The organism is Streptomyces hokutonensis (assembly GCF_000376565.1).
Classification (GTDB): domain Bacteria; phylum Actinomycetota; class Actinomycetes; order Streptomycetales; family Streptomycetaceae; genus Streptomyces; species Streptomyces hokutonensis.
Window position 1 is genome coordinate 1 of sequence record NZ_BARG01000063.1, and the last position, 17,007, is coordinate 17,007.

11 protein-coding genes are annotated in these 17,007 nt (G+C 71.4%); 8 read left to right on the plus strand and 3 right to left on the minus strand.

Features of this window, described 5'->3' with window-relative positions; translation table 11 throughout:
* Positions 1 to 255 precede the first annotated feature (255 nt).
* Positions 256 to 2,859, plus strand: a complete 2,604-nt coding sequence (locus tag SSP08S_RS37085; protein WP_019072709.1) for a discoidin domain-containing protein — start codon at positions 256 to 258, stop codon at positions 2,857 to 2,859.
* Positions 2,860 to 2,901: 42 nt separating this feature from the next.
* Here SSP08S_RS37085 and SSP08S_RS37090 read toward each other — a convergent pair whose 3' ends face one another.
* On the minus strand, positions 2,902 to 5,121 hold the full coding sequence (locus tag SSP08S_RS37090) for a DEAD/DEAH box helicase (RefSeq protein WP_019072710.1): 2,220 nt from the start codon (positions 5,119 to 5,121) through the stop codon (positions 2,902 to 2,904).
* Positions 5,122 to 5,267: 146 nt separating this feature from the next.
* A complete protein-coding gene (locus SSP08S_RS37095) occupies positions 5,268 to 6,098 on the minus strand; it encodes an oxidoreductase (protein WP_019072711.1) in 831 nt (276 codons plus the stop codon).
* A gap of 88 nt (positions 6,099 to 6,186) precedes the next feature.
* Here SSP08S_RS37095 and SSP08S_RS37100 point away from each other — a divergent pair, with 88 nt between their 5' ends.
* Together SSP08S_RS37100 and SSP08S_RS37105 are read left to right on the plus strand one after the other, a co-directional pair.
* The gene (locus SSP08S_RS37100; RefSeq protein WP_078532638.1) at positions 6,187 to 7,098 is read left to right on the plus strand and encodes a LysR family transcriptional regulator; all 912 of its coding nucleotides are present in this window, start codon (positions 6,187 to 6,189) and stop codon (positions 7,096 to 7,098) included.
* A 54-nt stretch (positions 7,099 to 7,152) separates the two neighbouring features.
* Positions 7,153 to 8,742: a hypothetical protein gene (locus tag SSP08S_RS37105; protein WP_158697267.1), complete on the plus strand. Its 1,590-nt coding sequence runs from the start codon at positions 7,153 to 7,155 to the stop codon at positions 8,740 to 8,742.
* Here SSP08S_RS37105 and SSP08S_RS37110 read toward each other — a convergent pair.
* Positions 8,727 to 10,214: a sigma-70 family RNA polymerase sigma factor gene (locus tag SSP08S_RS37110; RefSeq protein WP_019072714.1), complete on the minus strand. Its 1,488-nt coding sequence runs from the start codon at positions 10,212 to 10,214 to the stop codon at positions 8,727 to 8,729. The two genes, SSP08S_RS37105 and SSP08S_RS37110, sit on opposite strands and share 16 nt — an antisense overlap.
* 208 nt (positions 10,215 to 10,422) lie before the next feature.
* Here SSP08S_RS37110 and SSP08S_RS37115 point away from each other — a divergent pair, with 208 nt between their 5' ends.
* From SSP08S_RS37115 to SSP08S_RS37135, 5 genes are all read left to right on the plus strand, one after another.
* Positions 10,423 to 10,839, plus strand: a complete 417-nt coding sequence (locus SSP08S_RS37115) for an SsgA family sporulation/cell division regulator (protein ID WP_019072715.1) — start codon at positions 10,423 to 10,425, stop codon at positions 10,837 to 10,839.
* Between the two features lie 69 nt (positions 10,840 to 10,908).
* A complete protein-coding gene (locus SSP08S_RS37120; RefSeq protein ID WP_051106059.1) occupies positions 10,909 to 12,354 on the plus strand; it encodes an NAD(P)/FAD-dependent oxidoreductase in 1,446 nt (481 codons plus the stop codon).
* 259 nt (positions 12,355 to 12,613) lie between these two features.
* Complete coding sequence (locus SSP08S_RS63790; RefSeq protein ID WP_019072717.1) at positions 12,614 to 12,742, plus strand: DUF6408 family protein; 129 nt, start codon at positions 12,614 to 12,616, stop codon at positions 12,740 to 12,742.
* Between the two features lie 162 nt (positions 12,743 to 12,904).
* Complete coding sequence (locus SSP08S_RS37130) at positions 12,905 to 14,959, plus strand: DUF2075 domain-containing protein (RefSeq protein ID WP_019072718.1); 2,055 nt, start codon at positions 12,905 to 12,907, stop codon at positions 14,957 to 14,959.
* A gap of 110 nt (positions 14,960 to 15,069) precedes the next feature.
* Positions 15,070 to 16,950, plus strand: coding sequence for a DUF2075 domain-containing protein (locus SSP08S_RS37135; protein ID WP_019072719.1), 1,881 nt, complete (start codon positions 15,070 to 15,072; stop codon positions 16,948 to 16,950).
* Positions 16,951 to 17,007: the final 57 nt, after the last annotated feature.

The following is a 17,007-nucleotide window of genomic DNA, read 5'->3' on the forward strand; positions in this document are numbered from 1 at the left end:
TGCGCTCCGTACGTGGTAATCCTCCGTGCGTTTCCCGCCTGCGTGCCGCCGCGCACCTCATCGTCGGACGGTGACCAAGCCACCCCGTCCGCGGCTCCCCCTGACCCCGCCGTCGGCCGCACCCCGCGACGACTGCGAGCTGCGCAGCCGGCGCCGAAGCCGCACCAGCGGTAGGGCAGGCCCGGTGCGCTCCGTACGTGGTAACCGCCCGCGCGCTTCCCGCCGCCGTCCCGCCGCGCACCCCATCGTCGAACGGTGACCAAGCCACCCCGTCTGCTCCTCCCGCTCCTCGCCGCCGCCCTGCTCCTCCCCCTGCCCTCGGCGTCGGCCGCGCCCGGCCCTCGCGACGACTGCGGGGCGACCGGCTGGGCGCCGTCGGCCACCCGGATCGACCCGGCCGACACGTACCACCCGTACGTCGGCAACGGCTATCTCGGCACCCGGGTCCCGCCCGTCGGCGCGGGCTACGCGGCGTCCGGCGAGAAGACCGGCTGGCCGCTCTACACCCCGCGCTACGACGGCGCGTTCGTCTCCGGCCTCTATGCCCGGGGCCCCGCGAACACCGCTGGTCGCGAGGCCCTCGCCGCGCTCCCGACCTGGACCGGCCTCGACGTGACGGCGGGCTCCGAGACGTACGGCAGCGGCAGCCGGATCACGCGGTACCGCCAGACCCTCGACCTGCGCTGCGGCTACGTCCGTACGTCCCTCACCTGGACGACGAAGGACGGCCGCCGCACCGACCTGGTCTACGACGTCCTCACCTCCCGCGACAGTGAACACACCGGCGCCGTGCACCTGCGCGTGACCCCGCACTGGGACGGCGAACTCACCCTCACCGACCGCCTCGACGGCCGCGGTGCCCGCCGCGTCACGCCGACGGCCGGCGGCCCGGTCGGCGCGCACACCATCGGCGTCGCGTTCCGCACGGACGGGACCGGTGTCGACGGCGCGCTGGCCTCCGTACTGGACGCGCCCGGCAGTCCCCAACGTGCCGTCCGCAGCAGGAAGTTGAGCGCCAGTCAGACGGCGGTCCTGCCCGTCCGCTCCGGTCGTACCTACACCGCCACCAAGTACGTCGGCGTCGACACCACCCTCACCTCGCGCGATCCCCGGGCCGCCGCCCAGGACGCCGCCGGGCGGGCCGCGCGGCGCGGGTGGGACGCGCTGCTCGCCGCGCACAGTGCCGCGTGGCGGGCGCTGTGGTCGTCCGACATCGAGGTGCCCGGCCATCCGGATCTGCAACTCTGGGCCCGTTCCGCCCAGTACGGGCTGCTGACCGCGCTGCGCCCCGGCGCCCGGAACAGCATCGCGCCCGCCGGGCTGACCAGCGACAACTACGCGGGCATGATCTTCTGGGACGCCGAGACCTGGATGTTCCCCTCCCTGCTCACCACCCACCCCGACCTCGCCCGCCCGGTCCTCGACTACCGCTACCGCACCCGCGCGGCCGCCGCCGAGAACGCCGCGAAGACGGCGGTGAAGGGCCTGTTCTTCCCGTGGACCAGCGCGAGCCACGGTCTGCTGTGGAACGAGTGCCAGAGCTGGCAGCCACCGCACTGCCTCACCCAGAACCACCTCCAGGGCGACATCGCCCTCGCCGCCCGCCAGTACTACCTCGCCACCGGCGACCGCACCTGGCTCCGCGCGGAAGGCTGGCCCCTCCTCAACGGCCTTGCCCAGTACTGGACTTCGCGGGTAACGAAGAACCCCGACGGCTCCTACTCCATCAAGGAGGTCGCCGGCCCCGACGAGTACAGCAACGGCGTGAACGACGCCGTCTACACCAACGCCGTCGCCGCCACCGCCCTCCGCGCCGCCACCGAAGCGGCCCGCACCCTGGGCCGGCCCGCCCCCGCCGACTGGCTCACCATCGCCGACCACCTCCGCATCCCCTACGACCCGAAACGCAAGATCTTCCTCCAGTACGACGGCTACAACGGCTCGGGGATCAAGCAGGCCGACACCGTGCTGCTGATCTACCCGCTGGAGTGGCCGATGCCCGCCGGCGCCGGAGCCGCCACCCTCGACTACTACGCCCAGCGCACCGACCCGGACGGCCCCGCCATGACCGACGCCGTCCACGCGATCGACGCGGCGGCCGTCGGCGAACCCGGCTGTGCCGCGTACACCTACCTCCGGCGGGCCTACCAGCCGTTCGCGCGCGGCCCGTTCGCCCTCTTCTCCGAGTCGCGCGGCGACAAGGCGGGCGCCTCCGACCCCCTCGCCGGCTCCCCCGCGCAGGACTTCCTCACCGGCAAGGGCGGCTACCTCCAGGTCTTCACCCACGGCCTGACGGGCCTCCGACTGCGCCCCGACACCCTCCACCTGGACCCGAGCCTGCCGCCCCAACTCCCGGACGGGGTACGCCTGTCGGGCCTGCGCTGGCGCGGTCGTACGTACGACATCGCGATCGGCGCGAAGACGACGACCGTACGGCTGCGCTCCGGGGCGCCCTTCGTACTGGACACCCCCGAGGGCCGCCGCACCCTCTCCGGCACGGTCACCCTGAAGACCCGGCGGCCCGACCTCACCCCCACCACCGACCTGGCCCGCTGCCGTCCCGCGACGGCGAGTTCCTCGGAGTCCGGCCGCTACCCGGAGGCGGCCGTGGACGGCAGCCCCGCGACCGCCTGGTCCCCGGGCGCCGACCACGCCTCGCTCACCGTGGACCTGGGCCGCCCGGTGCGGGTCGGGACGGTCCGGCCCACGTGGACGAAGCGGCCGGGGTCGTACACGGTCGAGGTCTCGGCGGACGGCCGCGCGTGGCACGCCCCGAACGGGACGCCCGCCCGGTACGTCCGTGTCACCGTGCGCGGCGGTACGGGTGCGGCTCTCGCCGAACTCGACGTACGCTCGTGACATCCAGGTATCGGTGACGCCCAACCACCCTTACCAGCAAGGTCAGTTGGCCTCGGCCGCCAGCCGCTGCTGTTCCTCCTCGACGATGCGGCGGGCCAGCGTGGCGTCCGATATGTCGACCGCGTCCGGCGTGGCGTCCGCGAGGTCACTGCGCCGGGCGAACCGGTCGAAGAGGCGGTCCTTGTTCTTGAGGATGGTCAGGAGCCGGTCGTCCACGCTGTCGGTGGCGAGCATGCGGTGCACCTGGACCGTGCGTATCTGGCCCATGCGGTGGACGCGGGCCACGGCCTGGTGCTCCACCGTCGGCTTGACCTGGGGTTCGCAGAGGATGACCAGGGAGGCGGCCTGGAGGTTGAGGCCGACCCCGCCCGCGCTGATCTGGGCGAGCAGCACGGCGTGGCCGGGGGCCTGGGTGAAGTCGTCGACCAGTTGCTGCCGACGGAGGGCCGGGACGCTCCCGGAGATCGTCCCGGTCACCCGCATTCCGGGCTCGTCCAGTGCGCGCCGGACGGTGGTCAGCACATCGCGGAAGTACGAGAAGACCACCACCTTCACGCCGTTCTCCGCGGCCTCGGCGACCAGTTCCCGCAGGCGCTGGAGCTTGGCCGACTTCTCGGCGTCGGCGTAGGCGGCCCGGCGCATCGCCATGAAGTTCCCGGCGCCGACCGCGCGGTCGTAGGCCTCGCGGTCGGCGGCGCCGAGCTCCACCCACTCGTCGACCTGGACCAGGGCGGGCAGTTCGGTGAGGACGTCCACCTGGTTGCGGCGCAGATAGGCGGGGGCGACGGACTTGCGGAAGGCCTGGGGTCCGGCCGCCGCCGTGCCGTTGCGGACCGTCGGCAGCAGTTCGGGGCGGAGGTGGCGGACGAGGGTGCGGAACTCGTCGACGTGGTTCTCCATGGGCGTACCCGTCAGGAAGAGCACGCGGTCGCAGCGCTCGGTCCACAGGGCGACCGACTTGGTGCGGCGGGTGTCCGGGTTCTTCACGTAGTGGGCCTCGTCGACGACGAGCATGCCCGGGGTGGGGCCGGGCGGGGCCTCGCCCCTGGGCTTCCGGAGCTTTGGCTTCCTGCTCTCGGGCGCGGGCAGGGTGTGCAGCGTGTCGAAGGTCGTGACCGCGACTCCCCCGCGCTCGCGCCACTCCCCGTAGGCCTCCTGCCGGTCCGGGCCGTGCACGGGCAGGGCGCGCAGGGTGCTGCGGGCGCCGATCTCCCGGGTCCAGTTGATGAGCACGCCGGCCGGGCAGACCACAAGGAAGTGGCTGTGCCCCTCGGCCGCGAGATGGGCCAGTACGGCGATGGCCTGGATGGTCTTGCCGAGTCCCATCTCGTCCCCGAGGACGACCCGGCGCTGGGCGAGCGCGAACCGGGCGCCGAACGACTGGTAGCCGCGCAGCGAGACCCTCCGGTGGGTGTCGTCCAGCTGCTGGGCGTGCACGCGCTCGGCCAGCTCCGAGGGCAGGAAGCCCTCGCTCGCCGCGTGGTCCGGCAGCACGCCGTCGACCTCGGCGAGCTGGCTGTAGTACTCGGCCGACCGCAGCTCGAAGTCGACCAGGGCCTCGATGTCGGAGACCGGCGGGCGCAGCAGGTCGGTGGAGGCCTGGGCGATCAGCAGCGGTACGCCCCGGGCGGTGGCGTCGGCGACGAGTTCGTGGAGTTCGGCGACCGCCGCGAGCGCGCCGGCCCTGCGGCGACGTCCCGCGAGCGCCATCAGCAGCCTGCTGGTGGCGGGCCGGGCCACCGGAAGCAGCGCGCCGAGCCGTTCGTCGAGCCGGGTGGCCGCGTCCAGTGCGCGGCGCAGCTCGGGGCCTGCCTCGACGAGCCGCTGCAGGGCGACGACCAGGGCGGTGGTGCGGGGGTCGGGGTCGTCGGCGTCGATGCGGACGGAGACGGTCTCCCCGACGGCCCGCGCGATCTGCCGGGCCGCGGCGAGCGCCCGGTCGGCGGTCTGCTGTCCCACGCCGGGCAGTTGCCGCAGCTCGTACCGGCTCGCCTCGTGCACCGCGCGCACGGAGGTGAGCCCCGCCGCCTCCACGGCGCCGAGCCGCAGCCGCCCCTCGGTGACATCCTTCAGCCTGCCAACGGGGATGGACTCCAGCTCCTGGGCGACGAGTTCGGCCCGCAGCGGTTCCAGCGCGGAGCGGACGGTGTCGAGGGCGCGGGTGTGGTCGGCGCGCAGGGCGCGTGCCACGTCGTACAGCCGCGTCCCCCGCGAGCACAGCTCCCTGATCTGCCGCCCGCCGCGCGGAAACTCCCCCTCCATGTCACCCCCCGCTCGCATGCGTCCCGTCGTGCGTCCATCGTGGCACCCACCACTGACAACGGGGACGGAAGCGGGCGGGCCAGGGGTTCCCGGCCGTCCGTCGGGCGTCGAACCGGTCGTCCGTCACGCGTCGAACCGGCCCTCCGTCAGGCGTCGAAGCCCGTCGCCCGGGTCCGCTTCTCCCAGGCCGCGATGTCGCCGCGCACCTGGTCGAGGTGGCCGAGTACGGCGTCGACGGCGTCGTCGCCCAGGGGCAGGTGCAGCGGGGTCTCCTCGGCGTCGAGGGCGGCGAGGATGAGGGCCGCCGCCTTCGCGGGGTCGCCGGCCTGGCCGCCGTCGCCGCCGGAGACGAAGCCGCGGGTCTCGGTCACCTTGGCGTAGGCACCGCTGTCGGCGCTGACCCCGGCCCGGCTGGTGTCGAAGAGGGCGGTCCGGAAGGCGCCCGGCTCGACGATCAGCACCTTGATGCCGAACTCGGCGACCTCGTCCGCGAGCGCCTCGGACAGCCCCTCCAGCGCGAACTTCGTTCCGCTGTACGCCGAGAAGCCCGCGAAGGACATCTGCCCGCCCATGCTGCTCATCTGCACGATCGCCCCGGAGCGCCGCTCCCGCATGAACGGCAGCACCGCGCGCGTGAGCGCGGCCGGCCCGAAGACATGCAGGTCGAACAGGTCCCGCAGCTCCTGCTCGGTGGTCTCCTCGAAGGCCCCGACGTGCGTACGGCCCGCGTTGTTGACGAGGACGTCGATCCGCCCGTGCCGCGCCACCACGTCCCGTACGGCCGCCTCCGCCGCCCCCGTGTCGGTGACGTCCAGTCGCAGCGCCTCCAACTGGTCGGGGTGGGCGGCCACCAGGTCGTCCAGCGCCTCGGTGCGCCGGGCGGCGCCGACCACCACGTCACCGGCGGCGAGCGCGGCCTCCACGATCGCCCGCCCGAACCCGCTGCTGGCGCCGGTCACGAGCCACACCTTGTTCATGACGTCTCCCTTTGAGATCCCTGTTTCCCTCTGCTGAACAGCCTGCTCCCGCCCCCGGTGACGCGTCCAAGACCTAAGCTCATAACCGATGGCTATGACGAGAGACGTCCATGTGCGGGACCTGCGCTACTTCGTCGCGGTCGCCGAGGAACTGCACTTCACGCGCGCGGCCGAGAGGCTGTACGTGTCGCAGCCCGCGCTGAGCAAGCAGATCCGGGCGCTGGAGCGGCAGTTGGGCGCCGAACTGTTCCGCCGCGACCGGCAGGCCGTGACACTCACCCCGGTCGGCACGGCCCTGCTGCCGTACGCCGAGCGGATGTTGGCCCTCTGGGCGGAGGGCTCGTCCGCGCTGGCGGAGGTCAGTGCGGCCGAACGCAGCACCCTGGTGGTCGGCATGAGCACCAGCCCCGGCCGGGGCGGTCTGCTGCCCGCGATCCGCTCCCGGTTCACGGCCGCGCGTCCGGAGGCGGTCGTACGGCTGCGGCAGGTGAGCTGGGACGATCCGACGGCGGGGCTCGCGGACGGCGGCGCGGACGTCGCCTTCGTCTGGCTGCCGCTGCCCGACGCGGAGCGCTACGACTGGACGGTGGTCGCCGAGGAGCCCCGCCTGGTCGCCCTCCCGGACGCCCATGCGCTGGCCGCCCGCGCCGAGGTCGACTTCGCGGACCTCCTCGACGAGCCGTTCCTCGCCCTGCCGCCCGACGCGGGCCCGCTGCGCGACCACTGGCTCGCCCTCGCCGAACGCGGTGGCCGACCGCCGCATATCGGGGCGGAGATCGCGAGCACGGAGGAGACGTACGAGGCGCTGGTCGCCGGTCTGGGCATCTGCCTGGTGGCCGCGGGCAACGCGCATCTGATCACGCTCGGCGGGGTCACCACCCGTCCGGTGCACGGCGTTCCGCCGAGCCGGTACGCCCTCGCGTGGCGGCGGGAGAACGGCGGCCGGCCGCTGGTGAGGGCGTACGCGGAGGCTTGCCGGGGGGTCAGGGGCGGGGGGTGAGGCGCGTGGCTACTATGAGTCACCTTTGGGGAGTCTGGATCTTGGGGGGTAGTCATGAGCACAGGTCGTTCCGGACGTACAAGACGCATACCGTTCGCTCTCGTCGGCGTGGCCCTGTTCGCGCCGCTGGTCGTTCCCGCCGCGTCCGCGCAGGCGGCGTCGGGCTCGCTGACCGTGACCACGCTGGGGCGGCACGGCGCGAAGGTGGCGACGACGGTGACCGTTGTCGCCGTGCCGTCCGACGAGACGTACAGCGTCAAGTCCGGCAAGAAGCTCAGCCTGCCCGCGGGCAAGTACCTCGTGATGGCCGACATCTCCGAGAGCACCGCGGACGGCCGGGGCACCGACACTCTCGGCGCGCAGGTCGTGTCGGTGTCGGGGGCCAAGTCCGTGACTCTGGACGCCCGTAAGGGCAAGGCCGTGAAGGTGTCGCTCGACACCCCGGCCGATGTGACCGAGCCCGCCATGATCGGCGCGCAGGTGTGCGCCGCCGACGCCAGTATGCCCTCCGCCGTCGCCGTGAGCGGCGGGAACTACGCGGGGTCCCTCTACGCCATCCCCAACTCCTCCAGGCTGCTGCAGTTCGGGTTCATGGCGCAGTGGTCCGGCAACGACAGCTACATCGCGGTGAAGAACACGACCGGTGTCCCGGCCGCGCCCGGCGGGTCGTTCAAGCGGTCCCAGCTGGCGACGATGCGTTTCTCGGTGCGCAGCGGGACGCAGATGGCGAACGAGCACGACGTCGCGCTCCAGGCCGCGCCCAAGGTCGACAACTGCACGACCGACATGTACGCCAACGTCAACGGCGGCAGCGCGCCCTACAGCGCCACCGCCCATGTGACGCCCGGGAGTTGGCAGCCGCGCGACGACATCTTCGCGAGCAACGGGGACGACGTGTCAGGCGGTTTCCCGGCGGTGCGGACACTGAAGGCGGGGCAGAGCTTCACCCAGTCGTTCGGGCGGGCCGTGTGGAGCCCTCTGCACTACCTGCCCACCGTCTGGCAGAAGTCCGTGAACTTCATCCCGGACGCGCTGATCGGCGACCCCGACGTGGGCACGAGCGGTGCCGATCCGACGAAGGAGACGGTGGTCCTGTACAAGGGGAGCACCACCGTCAAGAAGCGGACGCTGACCAACTGGGGTTCCTCCGACGCCTCGTTCGCCGCCCGCATCAACTCGGCAGGCACCTACCGGCTGACCGTGGACGCCCACCGCTACCGCCCGGGCATCACCTTCCCGTCCGGCATGCTGTCGTCGCGCGTGACGCTCGACTGGCGGTTCAAGGCCGACCCGGCCAAGTCGGTGGTCGCCCCCGTCTTCATGACCCGCTTCCTGCCGGCGGGCCTCGACAGCCGCAACCGGGCGCAGGCGAACAGCGTCACGTCGGTCACCGTCAGCGCGGGCCGCGGATCCCAGGGCCCCGACGTCAAGTTCACCAAGTCGACGGTCAAGTCCCTGAAGGTCTGGGCCTCTTCGGACGGCGGCACGACCTGGAAGGCCGTGTCCGTCACCCGCTCCGGTACCTCCTGGAAGGCCGCCGTGCACAACCCGGCGTCGGGCGCGGTCGCCCTGCGCTCCCAGGTGACCGACTCCGCCGGCGGCACGTCGACGGAGACGGTCTACCGCGCCTACGCGATCGGCTGATCCGCATCGGCCGTGGCCGCCCGGTCACAGGGGCGGTCACCGCCGCCCGGTGTCTCAACAGGCGTGGGGGCGGGGGAAGTCGGGTCGTCCACGGAGGGTTCCGGTGACGGTACGGGCGGGGTCGTGGGCTCCGGTTTCGTGGGCTTCGGGGGCTCCTTCACGGGGTCGCTCGGAGCCGGGTAGGTGGGCGTCGGCTCCGTGGGAGTCGGCTCGGGATCCGTGGAAACCGGTGGCGTCGGAGTCGGCTCCGGAGCAACCGGCGGCGTGGGCACGGGCGTAGGAGTCGGCGTAGGAGTCGGCGTCTCGACCGGGGCCGTAGGAACAGGCGTTGGGCTGCCGTCTCCCACCGGTATGACGACCGTCCCGGGTCCGCCGTCCCCAAGTACGGCCGGAGGGACGGCGGTTGCGGACCGGTCCGGTGCCGACACGGTCGAACCGCCGCCGCCCGGCGTCTTGGTGGGCTTCTCCGCCCCCGGCTGCGATGCCACCGGCGCCTGGGACACCGGGACTTCGGCCACTGGACCCTTCGCCACCGGGACCTCGGCGGAGTCGCCGCCGCCGAGGACGACGATCACCGCGACGGCGCCTGTGACGGCCGCGCCGACCGCCGCCCCCACCTGTGTCTTGGAGGCGCCGGCCGCCGCGTGCCGTACGCCGTGCAGCAACCCGCCGCCGTGGCCGCCCGCCGCGGCGGTGGCCGCGCCCGCGGATCCCGCGCCGAAGGCCAGCAGGAACTTGCCGGCGCCGCCGAGCACGAACACCAGCAGGGCCGGTGCCACGAGCGCGGGCAGCCGGTCGTTGGCGCGCATCAGGGCCGCGAGCCGGGCCCGGCAGTCGTCGCACGCGTCGACATGGCCGAGGAGCCGTTCGGACTGCCGCTCGGTGGCGCCGCCGCGCACATACGCGGGCATCCGGGCCCAGTGCACCTGGCACGCGGGATCGTCCGGAGCGCCGGTCTGCGCGCGCAGGAACGCCTGCCGCATGCCCTCCCGCGCCCGGTGCAGCAGTACGGCCGTGGCCCCCTGCTTGGTGCCGAGTTGCGGTCCTATCGCCGCCAGCGGCAGCCCCTCCGCCTCGGCCAGCCACAGCGCCTTCACCCAGCGCTCCGGCAACTGCTCAAGCACCCTCACCAGCAGGTCCGTCGAGGACACCTGCTCGGCCGGATCGCCCCCGTGGACCTGCTCGTGCGCCCGTTGCGCGCCGACCCGCTCGCCGACCTCGGGATCGAGCGGCGTCTCACGTGCCGCGCTCCCCGCCGCGGTCGCGAGATGCTTCACCGTGGTCATGAGGTACGCCGGTACGTTGTCGATCTCGTGCCCGGCGGACAGCCTGCGCCACACCCTGAAGTGCGCCTCGGCGACGAGGTCTTCGGCGACCCAGGTGTTACGGGTGAGCGAGCGGGCGTAGGCGACGAGGCGCGGCTGCTGCTCCTCGTAGATCCGGGCGTACGCCGCGGTGGGGCCGTCGTTCATGGCAGCAACGCTCCAGTTGCCAGTGGGGCGGGGACAAGGGTTTGTACCCTAGATGGCAAAACTTTCAATTAAAGTTGCAGCCGTTCCCCAAGGTGACACAGGTCACATAAATGCTTGGCGTGATGGCGTAATCAAAGCCCTCTCCGCGTGATCAAGGAGGGTGCGTCGGCACAACGGCCGTCGCCCCCGTCCGAATCGGAGACCGCCCATGAGCCCCGTCACCCTGGAACAGCCCACCGGCGCCCGCCTGATCGCCGACGACGACCAGGAGTTGGCCGTGACGGTCACGCTCCGCTACTCCTCCGGCGACCCCTTCGCCGTCCAACTCCTGTTCCCCGCCTGGATATCGCTCGACGGCAAGAAGGTGACCTGGACCTTCGCGCGGGCGCTTCTGGAGGAGGGTCTCGACACCCCCGCCGGGATGGGCAACGTACACATCAGGCCGTACGGCCCCGCCCATACGGCGGTCGAGTTCCACTCGGCGGAGGGCATGGCGATGATCCGCTTCGACTCGGTCGCCCTGCACCACTTCCTGCGCCGCACCTACCGGGTGACCGAACCGGGCCGGGAGGCCCTGGGCCCGTCCCTCGACCGAGGCCTCGCCTCACTCCTCGACGGCGCGTGACACGAGGGGGCCGGACAGAGCCCCAACTGCCGCCTGTGGCAGGCGAATTGCGCTTGTTATCGTCGCCCCATGAGTGAATCGCCGCAACGGCTTCCCCAGGTGTCCCGGACGTCAACCCGTGCCGTGGTCGTCGGAGGAAGTCTCGCCGGCATGCTCGCGGCAGCCGCGGTCCGGGACCACGTCGACACGGTCGAGATCATCGAGGCGCACGACCTGCCCGAGGGCCCCGAGTCACGCCCGGGGGTACCCCAAGCGGCGCATTTCCACGTCCTGTTGTCGGGAGGGGCGGACGCGATCGACGCCCTACTGCCCGGCACGATCGCCGACCTGCTGGCCGCGGGCGCCAACCGCGTCCCCATGACGACCAACATGGTCCTGTACTCCCCCGAGGGCTGGTACCGCCGCTGGAAGCGGGACAGCCACTACCTGATAGCCGCGAGCCGGGACCTCACCGACTCCGTCGTACGCAGGCAGGTGCTCAAGGACCCGCGCATCCGCGTACGCCCCCGCACCAAGGTCACTGCCCTGCTGGGGAGTTCGCGCCGGGTCACCGGGGTACGGCTGAGCGCGGCCGACGGCACCGAGAGCGAGCTGACCGCGGACCTGGTCGTCGACGCCTCCGGAAAGGCGACACGCACTCCGCGCTGGCTGGCCGAACTGGGCGTCCCCGCCCCCGCCGAGGCCCGCATCGACTCCGGCATGGCCTACGCCAGCCGCATCTACCGCGCCCCCGTCCCCACCCTCAACTGGCCCCTGATCAGCGTCCAGGCCGACCCCCTCAGCGGCGAACCCGGCCGCGCGGGCGGCATCGTCCCGATCGAGGACGGCCGCTGGCACGTCAGCCTGATGGGCACCCCGGGCGGCCAACCCCCGCGCGACGCGGCCGAGTTCGAGACCTACGCCCGCACCCTCCGCCACCCCCTCGTCGCCGACCTCCTGGCCCACGCCGAACCGCTCACCGACGTCGTCATGACCCACAGCACGGTCAACCGCCGCCACTACTACGAGCGCCTCAAGTCCTGGCCCGAGGGCCTGGTCGCCCTCGGCGACTCGGTGGCCGCGTTCAACCCGGTCTACGGCCACGGCATGTCGGTCGCGGCCCTGGGCGCCGTGGCCCTGCGCACCCGACTCTCCGCCCTGGGCCTCGGCCGCGGCCTGTCCCGCGCGGCCCAACGGGCCATCGCCGCCCCCGTCGAACTCGCCTGGAGCCTCGCCGTCGGCCAGGACATCCACTACACGACCACAACAGGCAAGAACGCCGGCCCGGCCGACCGCCTCCTCCAGCGCTACGTCAGCCGCCTCTCCCACACCGCCACCGGCTCCTACCACGTGGCCACGGCGATGACGGAGGTCCTGACACTCAAGTCGCCGGGGACGGCGCTGCTTCGGCCGGGCGTGCTGATGGCGGCGCTGCTGGGGCCGCTGCGACCTCAACTGGGCGGGCCTACGTTCACGGATGGGGAGCGGCGGCTGCTGGCCGAGGTTGGTATCTCGTTGTCACGCGCCGACGAGTAACACGCTGCCCCAGGCGCCGAGGGTGCGTCCCGTCCCGCGCTGTCGGCCTGACTGCGTCCCCTCCGCTTTAACTCCTTGCTCCGAGCACCCGGCCATGAGCTAGCGTTGTCCCGCACCGCGTCTCCTCCCGGAGGATGTACGCGAGGTGACCTGCGGAGACGTAGGCCTCTTCGGTTTCGGTGACGAAGGCCCTTGGTGCGCTCCCGGCGGGAGCCATCCGGCATCCGTCACCGGTCACAACCGAAGGGGACGCATTCCAATGGCTGCCGTCGAGTACACGCCCAAGCACCGCATTTGGGTCCGCGATGTCCTGGTGGGCATCACGGCGAGCCTCGGCTCGAACCTGATGTGGGCGCTGGCGCAGGCTGTGGTGCACCACCTCGGCTGAGCCGGGGCGGGGCGGGCCTCCGGGGGCCCGCCCTCACTCCGCTGTGACCCGGGTTAATCTACGGACTGTCATTGCGGCCCGACGGGCTTCCGCTCCGCCTCGGTGGAGCCACGAAGGACATGCCCCCACCCGCACGAGTCATCTCGTGCCTGGGGACCCTTCGTGCTTCTGCAACTCTCCGCGGCCGAACTGGGTCAACTCGTCGTTGCCCAGACCGGTTCGGTGCGTCTTCCGCTCACCGAGCGACTGATCAAGTGTGCCGAGGACAAGGGACGGACAGCGACTGCCGGCGATGTCGCCTCCTGGAACAACAGCATCCCCGTAGTGGTCAAGGCGCTGCTGGACTGTGGTCTCGGCGAGGTGGAGGTGCAGGTCGAGGTCGACCTGCCGCACACCAACTCCGCGGTCGACCTGGTCCTGTGCGGCCGGCAGCACGGCACGGGAAGTGACTCGTACCTCGCGGTCGAGCTGAAACAGGTACGGCACGCCACGGTGGATCCCCGGTGCCCGATCGCCGTCGATCTCGGGTTCGGCGACGGGAAGAACAAACTGCATCCCGTACGACAGGTCCAGCGCTACTGCGAGTACATGGTGCGCTACCTTCCCCATCTCCGGGAGAGCCCCGATCAGCTGACGGGGGTGGCGCTGCTCCACAACGCGCGGGACGCGGACGTGGAGGCACTGTTCGACCTGCCCGAGAACGACCACGGTTTCCTCTACACGCTGGACGACCTGGACCGGTTCCGGCGCGCCCTCACCGCGAAGTTCACCACCGCGTCCGGAAAGCGAGCCGCACAGGCACTGGAGCACGCACGCAGGGAATCTTTGCTCAAGGTCACCGATGTGGCCCGGCAACGGTCCGTCGTCAACGGTGGCCTCACGCTCCTCGACGAGCAGTACCTCGCGTTCGACCGGATCACCCGGCACCTGGAGAAGACCGCGCCTCACACCGGTTTCGACGTCGGGCTGTTCTACGACCCCGACAGCGCCCACAGTCCCGCCCCTGTCACGGGCCCCAAGCGCGTCTACATCCTGCGGGGTGGCCCCGGCAGCGGGAAGAGCGCCGTAGCCCTGGAGTTGCAGCGTGCGCTGGGGCTCAAGGGCCGTGAGACCGTGCTGGCCAGCGGATCCCACGCGTACACGGAAACCCTGCGGGACATCATGATCGGTACGGCCCGTCGGGGCCAGGTTTCGGACAAGCGCCACTCGGCCCTCAAGCTGTACCAGTACTTCAACAGCTTCACCGACACCCCGCCGGACAGCCTCGACGTCCTGATCTGCGACGAGGCGCACCGCATGCGCCGCAACTCGACGGACCGCTGGACACCGAAGGAACTCCGTGACGACGACCGGCCGCAGGCCACCGAACTGATCAGCGCCGCCAAGGTTCCGATCTTCCTGCTCGACGACCATCAGTCGATCCGCCCGGACGAGGTGGGCACCGCCGAGTATCTGAAGGATCTCGCCGAGGCCCACGGCTGTCTGGTCGAAGTGACCGATCTGGAGGGCACGTTCCGCGCGGGCGGCAGCAAGCTGTACCAGCGCTGGGTTCAGCGGTTGCTGGGCCTGGACACCTCCGACCCGGTGACCTGGCAACCGGACGGCCGGATGATGCTCGCGGTCGCCGACAGCCCCGAGCAGATGGAGCTGTTCATCCGGGAACGCGGCCTCGAGGGAGCCACGGCACGCATCACCGCGGGATTCTGCTGGCCCTGGAGCAACCCGGACGGGGACCGGCTCGTCGACGACGTGGTCATCGGGGACTGGCGGCGGCCGTGGAACGTGAAGCCGCAACACACCGTTCCGTACGCGCCGAAGTCGGACCTGTGGTCGACCGACCGTCGCGGCATCGACCAGATCGGCTGCGTCTACACGGCCCAGACCTTCGAGTACGACTGGAACGGTGTCGTCATCGGCCCCGACCTGCTCTTCCGAAACGGGAAGTTCACGGTGGACCGCAGTGCTTCCCACGATCCCGCCTTCCGCGGCCCGATCGACGACGAGATCGTCGAGCGGTGCATCCGCAACGCCTACCACGTGCTCCTCACCCGCGGTGTCGTCGGCACCGTGGTCTACGCGGTCGACCCCGAGACCCACAACGCACTGCGCAGGCTCATCCCGGGCACCATCGGCATGCAGCACTTCGACGGCACCCAGCCGAAGCTCACCGCTGAGGGATCCCAGCTGCCACCTGCCTACAACAGGCGTGACAGGTAGCCTTGATCCCCTCATGACTGCGGCCCGCCGGGCTTCCGCTCCGCCTGGCGGAGTCACCGAGGACATGCCCCCACCCGCACGAGTTCCTTCGTGCTGCCTGGGGGCCTGCCTTGTTGTTCCGCGACTCCGCCGCCGCGGTCGCCGCAGAGTGTCTGTCCGGTGCTCTCTTCTTCCGCCTGACGGAACAGTTCACCCACGTGCACGGCCACCGGCCCAGTCCGTCCGAGGTCCGCTCGTGGGAGCGGAGCATCCCCGCACTCGCGAGCGCGCTCAACGACGCGGGACTCGGCCGGGTGGAGATGCTCCTGGAGTACGGACTGCCGCTGAACAGCAAGCGGGCCGACGCGGTGCTGGCCGGCGTGCACCCCAAGACCGGACTGCCGTCGTACGTCGTCGTGGAGTTGAAGCAGTGGAGCAGCGCCGAACCGGATGACGACGATCCGTCGCTGTGCCGCATCCCCGAGTACCCCCGGGCAGTGCTGAACCCCGTCGACCAGGTGCGCGGCTACTGCGAGTACCTCATCTCCTTCAACGGAACGCTGGCCGCGAACCCGGAACGCGTCAGCGGCGCCGCGTATCTGCACAATGCCACCCAGTTCGGAGTCGGCGGCCTCTTCGAAGCCGAGCAGGACCAGTACGGTCAGCTCTTCATCGGCGCGCGGCGCGGGGAGTTCATCGACTTCCTGCGGACGAGGCTGGGGGCCGGGTCCGGTGCTTCGGCCGCGGACGAACTCGTCAACGGGAAGATCGGCCCGTCCAAACAGCTCATGGCGGTGGCCGCCCAAGAGGTACGTGAGCGCGAGCAGTTCGTCCTGCTGGACGACCAACAGGTTGCGTATCGCAAGGTTCTCAATGCCGTCCGCCGTGCCAAGCAGTCCAACCGCAAGGAGATCGTGGTCGTCACCGGCGGGCCCGGCACCGGCAAGAGCGTCATCGCCCTGTCGCTTCTCGGTGAGCTGTACCGGCAGGGCATCACCGCGCTGCACGCGACGGGCTCCAGCTCGTTCACGACGACGATGAGAAAGGTCGCGGGCGCTCGGAAGAGTGAGGTGAAGGATCTCTTCAAGTACTTCAACAGCTTCATGACTGCCGAGCCCAACAGTCTCGACGTCCTGATCTGCGACGAGGCCCACCGCATGCGGGAGACCTCGGCCAACCGCTACACGGCGGCGGCCAACCGCACCGGCAAGGCGCAGATCGAGGAACTCATCGACGCCGCGTACGTCCCGGTGTTCCTGCTGGACGAACATCAGGTCGTCCGGCCCGGCGAGATGGGGACGGTCTCGGAGATCGAGGCTGCGGCCGCGAAGATGGGACTCGACTGTCATGTGGTGTCGCTGGAAAGCCAGTTCCGGTGCGGTGGCAGCGACGCGTATCTGCGGTGGGTGGTACGGCTGTTGGGGCTCGAAGCGGGCGGCCCGCTGACCTGGGAGCCCGACGGCAGGATGCAGCTCATGCTCGCGGACAGCCCGGAGGCAATGGAGGCGTTCCTCGACGAACGCCGTTCCCAGAAGTACAGCGCGCGCATGTCCGCCGGCTACTGCTGGAAGTGGACGAAGAAGGTGCCACCCGGGCAGGCACTGCCCGCGGACGTGGTCATCGGCGACTGGGAGCGCCCCTGGAACGTCTTCGGCGACCGAGCCGTCGGGGGCGCGCCTCCGGCCGCCCTGTGGGCGACCGATCCGGCCGGTTTCGGGCAGGTGGGCTGCGTGTACACGGCACAGGGCTTCGAGTACGACTGGAGTGGCGTCGTCATCGGCCCCGACCTGGTGTGGCGCGGCGACCGCTGGGTCACCGACCGTACGGCGTCCAAGGACCCGGTCTTCAAGAAGTCGACACCGGACGCGGACGTGGACCGGCTGATCCGCAACACGTACAAGGTGCTGCTGACACGGGGCATGATCGGCACGGTGGTGTACTCGACCGACGCGGAGACACGCGCAAGGCTGCGGGAGCTGACCGGCACGGCCTCGAGCTTCGCGGCTGTGTGACCCGCTCGCCCCATTGAGTCACGACGGCCTCGGGGCGCGGCAGCGAAGGCCGCCGCG

Excerpts from the sequence above, each read along its gene's own strand:
- SSP08S_RS37090 (WP_019072710.1), bottom strand. The coding sequence starts at position 5,121 with ATGGAGGGGGAGTTTCCGCGCGGCGGGCGGCAGATCAGGGAGCTGTGC.
- SSP08S_RS37095 (WP_019072711.1), bottom strand. The coding sequence starts at position 6,098 with ATGAACAAGGTGTGGCTCGTGACCGGCGCCAGCAGCGGGTTCGGGCGG.
- SSP08S_RS37100 (WP_078532638.1), top strand. The coding sequence starts at position 6,187 with ATGGCTATGACGAGAGACGTCCATGTGCGGGACCTGCGCTACTTCGTC.
- SSP08S_RS37105 (WP_158697267.1), top strand. The coding sequence starts at position 7,153 with ATGAGCACAGGTCGTTCCGGACGTACAAGACGCATACCGTTCGCTCTC.
- SSP08S_RS37110 (WP_019072714.1), bottom strand. The coding sequence starts at position 10,214 with ATGAACGACGGCCCCACCGCGGCGTACGCCCGGATCTACGAGGAGCAG.
- SSP08S_RS37115 (WP_019072715.1), top strand. The coding sequence starts at position 10,423 with ATGAGCCCCGTCACCCTGGAACAGCCCACCGGCGCCCGCCTGATCGCC.
- SSP08S_RS37120 (WP_051106059.1), top strand. The coding sequence starts at position 10,909 with ATGAGTGAATCGCCGCAACGGCTTCCCCAGGTGTCCCGGACGTCAACC.
- SSP08S_RS63790 (WP_019072717.1), top strand. The coding sequence starts at position 12,614 with ATGGCTGCCGTCGAGTACACGCCCAAGCACCGCATTTGGGTCCGCGAT.